General features: G+C 69.3%; 4 protein-coding genes. 2 read left to right on the top strand and 2 right to left on the bottom strand.

Annotation, left to right across the window (positions count from 1 at the left end; all coding sequences use genetic code 11):
• Positions 1-117 precede the first annotated feature (117 nt).
• A complete protein-coding gene (locus AB0B33_RS28820; RefSeq protein WP_360777350.1) occupies positions 118-1,341 on the bottom strand; it encodes a family 16 glycosylhydrolase in 1,224 nt (407 codons plus the stop codon).
• 751 nt (positions 1,342-2,092) lie between these two features.
• The gene (locus AB0B33_RS28815; protein ID WP_360777348.1) at positions 2,093-3,337 is read right to left on the bottom strand and encodes an ROK family transcriptional regulator; all 1,245 of its coding nucleotides are present in this window, start codon (positions 3,335-3,337) and stop codon (positions 2,093-2,095) included.
• A gap of 131 nt (positions 3,338-3,468) precedes the next feature.
• Between AB0B33_RS28815 and AB0B33_RS28810 the strand changes: the two genes are divergently transcribed.
• Both AB0B33_RS28810 and AB0B33_RS28805 read left to right on the top strand, forming a co-directional pair.
• Positions 3,469-4,656 carry an ROK family transcriptional regulator gene (locus AB0B33_RS28810; RefSeq protein WP_360777346.1) on the top strand — a complete coding sequence of 396 codons (1,188 nt, stop codon included), beginning with the start codon at positions 3,469-3,471 and terminating at the stop codon, positions 4,654-4,656.
• 204 nt (positions 4,657-4,860) lie between these two features.
• On the top strand, positions 4,861-6,531 hold the full coding sequence (locus AB0B33_RS28805; RefSeq protein WP_360777344.1) for an ABC transporter substrate-binding protein: 1,671 nt from the start codon (positions 4,861-4,863) through the stop codon (positions 6,529-6,531).
• The last annotated feature ends 13 nt before the right edge of the window (positions 6,532-6,544 follow it).

The raw sequence follows: 6,544 nt of genomic DNA, 5'->3' as shown, positions 1-6,544 counted from the left end.
GCGAACCACCAATAGGGGTGCCTTGTTTTGCGCCGCCGGGGGACCGGTTGGGGGGTCGGGGTGGTGGTGTTTGCGGGGGTGGCCCACCCCCCCTGAACACTCACGAGGGTGAGCGGATCAGGGCGTGGTCCACTTCTGGTTCGCGCCGCCGCCGCAGGTCCAGATCTGCAGGCGGGTGCCGTTCGCACTCGAGTTGCCGGTGGCGTCGAGGCACTTGTTCGCGTTGGGGTTCACGATGTCCTTCGCCCCGGAGATCGCCCACTTCTGGGCGCCGGTGCCGTTGCAGTCGTAGAGCTGCACCGGTGTCCCGTCGGCGGTGCCCGCCGCGTTGACGTCCATGCACTTGCCGAGGGCGCGGATGGTGCCGTCGGTGCCGATCGTCCAGTTCTGCGCGGCGTTGCCGTTGCAGTCGGTGATCTGGATCGGTGTCCCGTTGGCGCTGTTCGCGCCGGCGACGTCGACGCACTTGCCGCCGATCCCGGTGATCCGGCCGGTGCGGCCGGTGGGCGGGGTGCCGCCGCCGGTGTCGGTGGTGACGTGCACGTAGTCGACGACCAGCTGCTGCGGGAACTGCGTGCTGCTGTTGGGATCGCCGGGCCAGTACCCGCCGACGGCGAGGTTCAGGATCAGGAAGAAGCTGTGGTCGTAGACCCAGCGGTTGCCGTTGAGGTCCGACGGCGTGCGCGTCTGGTAGAGGTTCCCGTCGACGTACCACTTGATCTGGTTGGGTGCCCAGTCGACGGCGTAGGTGTGGAAGTCGTCGGAGAAGTTCGGGCCGTTGTAGGCCGCGCCGATGCCGCCGGAGCCGGAGTAGCCGGGCCCGTGGATGGTGCCGTGCACGGTGTTCGGCTCGAACCCGACGTTCTCCATGACGTCGATTTCGCCGTCGGTGGGCCAGTTCCCGCCGCCGAGCATCCAGAACGCGGGCCACATGCCCTGTCCGCGCGGGAGTTTCATGCGCGTCTCGAAGTGGCCGTAGGCCTGGCTGAACTTGCCGGCGGTGTTCATCCGCGCGGAGGTGTACTCGCAGCGGCCGTACCAGCAGTTGTAGTTGCCGGGGTTTTCCTTCTTGGCCGTGATGACGAGGTGGCCCTGCCCGTCGAGCTGGGCGTTGCTGGTGCCGGAGGTGTAGTACTGCCGCTCGTGGTTGTTGACGTTGTCACCGGTCTCGAGCTGCCACTTCGACCCGTCGACGGCGGACCCGGCGGGCCCGTTGAAGTCATCGGTGAAGGTGGCCGCGGCTTCGGCGGCCGGCGCGGTCAGCACTTGCTGCCCGAGGACGAGCAGCGAACAGGCGGCGAAGAGCGCCGCCCATCTCTTGCGGAGTTTTGAGGTGGACATCGGTGTCGCCTCTCTCACCGTTGGGGGGACGGCGTTCCGCGCGCAGCACGGAACGCGGGGAGGGGGAGGTGCTGCGCATGCCGGGGCGGCGGCAGGCGCGGTTCAGCCCTCGAGCCGGGGCGGGGTGGCTCGGGGACGGGCTTTGTTGTGTCTGGCAACAAAGTATGCATGGTCCAGACAAGCCGGGCAACCGTCGGACCGTCATTTTTTTTCAACCCGAATTAAGGGTGGGTGAGTGGCGGTGAGCTGGCGCGTTGGCAGTCCCGGTGAGTGGGGCACGGGTGGTTCGGCTCGTGCTCGCGGGTGTTGTGGGTGGGTTGTGCGGATGGTTCGGCCGCTGGGGTGGCTCGGCCGTGCGGCGCTCGCTGGGGCCGGTTGTCCACAACTTGGCCGGGCTGTGGACAGCCGGGCACCGAGTGGCGGATTGGGCGGGTTTCGTCGGGGTGCGTCGATACGCTGGAGCGGGGCGGTCCCCCAGGGTGGGCGGGCCGCGCTGGTGGGCGCGACCGGCGGCCGTGAGCCAGGGTCGCAGCCGCGCCAGGCACCTCCCGACCGCACCGAGAGCACCGGTCCGAAGCGTCATGAACGACCCGTTCACCTCGCCCGACGTCATGAACGAGTCGTTCATGACGTCAACAGCCACGAACCTCCGAAGACCAAGGCCGAGACACGAGCGATGGAGAAGCCGCCCACGCTCCGCGGTTCGCTCGCCGTTGCGGTGGTGATGCTGCTCAGAGCTCGCTGCTGAGGATCACGCCGCGTCGGAGTCCGGGGCTCCCGAGGTGGTCGGCTTCGACAGGCGGGACGTCGCCCCCTGCTCCAGCAAATCCGCCACCGGCAACGTCGCCGCCCCCGTCGCGACCGCGTCCAACCCCAGCGATCCCAGCTGGATCGACGTCTGGCTGAACGGATGCCGCAGCGCGTGCTCGCCGGCCACCGCGCGGATCCGTGGCAGCAGCTGCTCGCCCAGCGCCAGCCCCGCCCAGCCCCCGATCACTATCCGCTCCGGGTTGAACAAGTTGATCAAGTTCGCGATCCCCGCGCCCAGGTACCCCGCTGTCTCGTCGAGGACCCTGGCCGCCGTCTTCGAGCGCGGTGCCGCCTCCAGCAACGCCGTGAACTGGGCCTGCTCGTCCTCGCCCGAAACGTCCTTGCCGCGCGCCCGCCGGTACCGGGCCAGCACCGCGCCCGCGCCGATGTACGCCTCCAGGCACCCCCGCGCGCCGCAGCGGCACTCCTGGCCGCCGTACGCGATCGTCGTGTGGCCCCACTCGCCCGCGCTGCTCGTCGAGCCGCGGTACGTCGTTCCGTCCGTCACCACCGCCGCGCCCACGCCCGAGCCGATCAGGGCGATCACCGCGTGGCGGGCGCCGCGGCCCGCGCCGAACCACATCTCCGCCTGGCCCTGCGTCTTCGCGCCGTTGTCCACGAACAGCGGCAGCCCGACCCCCGCGTCGCGCAGCAGGGACACCAGCGGCACCGCGTCCCAGCCGACCGTCGGGGCGTGCACCAGCACCCGGGCGCCCTGCTCGACCGTGCCCGGGACGCCGATGCCCACGCCCAGCACGGCCGACTCGTCGATGCCCGCCGTCGCGAACACCTCTCGCAGGCCGGACGTCACCTGCTCGACCGCCGTCGCCGCGTCCGGGGCCGTCGGGAGCGGGTGCTCGACCGTCGCCAGCCGGTTCATCGCCAGGTCGAACAGCTCCACCTTGACGCCGGTTTCGCCGATGTCGACGCCCGCCACGTGCCCGTACGCCGGGTCGACGCGCAGCAGCACGCGCGGGCGGCCGCCGTCGGACTCCACCTGGCCGGCCTCCGTGATGAGGCGTTCTTCGCCCAGTTCCGCGGTCACGTTGCTGACCGTGGCGGCGCTCAATCCGGTGAGCTGGCTGAGTTCGTGCCGCGACAGCGGGCCGTCGAAGTACAGTTTCGACAGCAGCAGGGAACGGTTGTGCCGCCGCAGATCACGGACGGTGGTGCGCTTGCTCGCCATGGACAACCCATCTGAACTCTTACCGGCTTCGACCAGGATGCCTGATCACCGTAAGTTGTGGCTATGTATTAAGTGGTGAACTAAGTCCCGAACTGATGGTCGCACGGTGAGTGTCTGGCACAATCCCCCAGGTGACCCAGGTGGTGCGCCAAACGACCAGAGACCTCCGACGGCACAACCGCGCGGCGCTGCTCTCCTCCCTCTACCTCCGCGGCCCGGTCAGCAGGCTGGAACTGGTAGCTGAATCGGGACTTTCGGCCGCCACCGTTACCAACGTCGTCTCCGAACTGATCGCCGACGGCGTCGTCGCCGAGGCCGGATCGGTCGAATCGGACGGCGGGCGGCCGCGGACGCTGCTGGCCGTGCGGCCCGACTTCGGCCACGTCGTGGGCGTCGACGTCGGCGAAACGCACGTCGAGGTCGGCCTCTTCGACTGCGCGCTCGGCACCCTCGGCACGGTGCGCCACCCGCTCGTCGGCACCCGGCTCGACCCGGACGAAGTGGCCGGCCTGGTGCGCACGGGCATCGCCGAAGTGCTCGAAGGCGGCCAGCCGGACGCGGTGTTCGGCGTCGGCATCGGCGTGCCCGGCGCGGTCCGCGACGGCGGGATCGTGCACGCGCCCACCCTCGGCTGGCGCGGCGTGGCCTTCGGCGACCTGATCCACCCGCACATCCAATCGCCCCTCCACCTGGACAACCGCGCCCGCACGCTCGGGCAGGCCGAGACCTGGCGCGGCGCCGGCCGGGGCGCCGAACGCGCCATCGTCGCCCTGCTCGGCGTCGGCGTCGGGGCCGCCGTCGCCACGGCCGGGCGGTCGCACCCCGGCATCACGACCAGCGAGTGGGGCCACACCGTCGTCAAGGCCGGCGGCGCGCCCTGCCGGTGCGGCTCGCACGGCTGCCTGGAGGCCTACGTCGGCACCGAGGCGGTCGTCCGGCACTACGCCGCCCGCGTCGGCAAGCAGCCGGTCATCGGGGACGAAAGCGACATCGAACTGGTCCGGATCGTGGCCGAGGCCGGCGAGCCCGGCCCCGCCGCCGACGTCCTCGCCGAAACCGGCGAATACCTGGGGATCGGCATCGCGAACCTGATCAACCTGCTCAGCCCGGACCGCGTGGTGCTCTCCGGCTCGGCGGGGGCGATCATGGGGCAGGCGATCCTCCCCGCCGTCCGCGACGCCGTCGGCCGGCACGCGCTCGACTACCTCGCCGGGCGCACCGAGGTCGTCCTCGGCCGGCTCGGACCGGAGGCCGTCGCGCTCGGCGCGGCGACGCTGCCGATCGCGCAGTTGCTCGCCAGCGGGGGCCGGACCGGCTGATTTCCTTGCGTCGCAAGGAGTAGTCCGACCCGCTGGTCCAGACCGCCAGTTCTTTCAGTACTTAAACTTAGGTACAAAACGTTACCGCCGTGTTATTGACGTGACCCGAGTCACCCGGGTTGACTTCTCGACGTCGTTCGGTCGCCGGCGGTCGGGGCTCGCTACCAGTCGACACAGGTAAGTCGTCGATAGCTAGGAGGACCGATGCGAGTCAAGCGCTCCATCGTCGCAGCGCTGGTAGCCGTCATGGCCGTGGGCGGCCTGACCGCGTGCGGGGGCAGCGGCAGCTCGAACGCCGCCCAGGGCAACCCGGACGCCGTGCTCAACGTCGGCAAGCCCGACGGCCCGCAGTCGGAGAACAACAACCCGTTCCTCGAGACGTCCGCGCTGTCCAACATGGGCTACCGCTGGATGATCTACGAGCCCCTCGTCATGCACAACCGCGTCAAACCGCAGGAGCCCGGCAAGCCCTGGCTGGCGACGAAGTGGGACTGGGCGGACAACTACAAGAAGCTCGTCCTGACCGTCCGTGACGGCGTGAAGTTCTCCGACGGCCAGCCGATGACCGGCGAAGACGTCGCCTACACGTTCCAGCTGCTGCGCGACAACAAGGCGCTGAACGTCGACGCCGTGCCGTACAAGGACATCGCCGCGGCCGGCAACCAGGTGACGCTGGGCTTCGAGACCTCCCAGTTCGTCAACCAGCTCAAGATCCTGCAGACCCTCGTCGTGCCCAAGCACGTCTGGCAGGGCATCAAGGACCCGGCGCTCGACACCGTGAAGAACCCGATCGGCACCGGGCCCTACACGCTCAAGTCGGCCACGCCGCAGACGATGATCGTCACCCGCCGCGACGGGTACTGGCAGGAAGCGCCGAAGGTCAAGGAGATCCGCTACACCTCCTACACCGACAACAACGCGCAGGTGAGCGCGCTGGTCAGCGGCGCGTCGGAGTGGAGCTTCGTCTTCATCCCGAACTACAAGGCCGTCTACACGAGCAAGGACCCGCAGCACTACAAGCTCTGGTTCCCCGCGCAGCTGGCCGTCCACGGCCTCTGGTTCAACACCGAGAAGGCGCCGTGGAACGACGCGAAGCTGCGCCAGGCGGTAAGCAAGGTGATCAACCGCGACGACATCTTCAACCAGGGTGAAGCCGGCTACTTCTACCCGAAGAACGACCAGGTCACCGGCATCCCCACGCCGGCGGGCGACCCGTTCATCGCGCCGCAGTACAAGGGCCAGACGGTCAAGGTCGACGTCCCGGGCGCCAAGGCGCTGCTGACCGGCGCGGGCTACAAGTACAACGGCGACAAGCTGGCCGACCCGAGCGGCAAGCCGGTCACCCTCAAGCTCACGGTCCCGTCGGGCTGGTCGGACTACATCACCGACCTGGAGATCATCAAGGACAACCTGTCCCAGCTCGGCATCGCCGCCACGGTCGAGAAGATGAACCAGGACGCGTGGATCAAGTCGGTCGACACCGGTGACTTCGAAGGCCTGATGCACTGGACCAACGACGGTGCGACGCCGTACGACCTGTACCGCGACGTGATGGACGGCAGCCGCTACAAGCCGACCGGCCAGGGCGGCATCAACGGCAACTACGGCCGCTTCAAGAACGACGAGGCGACGAACGCGCTCGCGACCTACGCCAACGCCGAGGACGACGCCGCCCGCACCGCCGCGATGGCGACGCTGCAGAAGATCATGATCGACCAGCAGCCGATGGTCCCGACCTCGGCGGCCAACTCCGGCGGCGAGTACAGCACGAAGAACTGGACGGGCTGGCCGGACGAGGCCAACCCGTACGCGCCGGCCCAGCCGACGCTGCGCAACGCGCTCGACATCGTCCTGCACCTGAAGCCGTCGGCCTGACCGATGGCGGATT

Origin of the sequence: Amycolatopsis sp. NPDC049159 (assembly GCF_040648295.1) — a bacterium.
Taxonomy (GTDB): domain Bacteria; phylum Actinomycetota; class Actinomycetes; order Mycobacteriales; family Pseudonocardiaceae; genus Amycolatopsis; species Amycolatopsis pretoriensis_A.
Note: the sequence above shows the minus strand (reverse complement) of the source record. Positions and strands in the feature narration are given on the sequence as shown.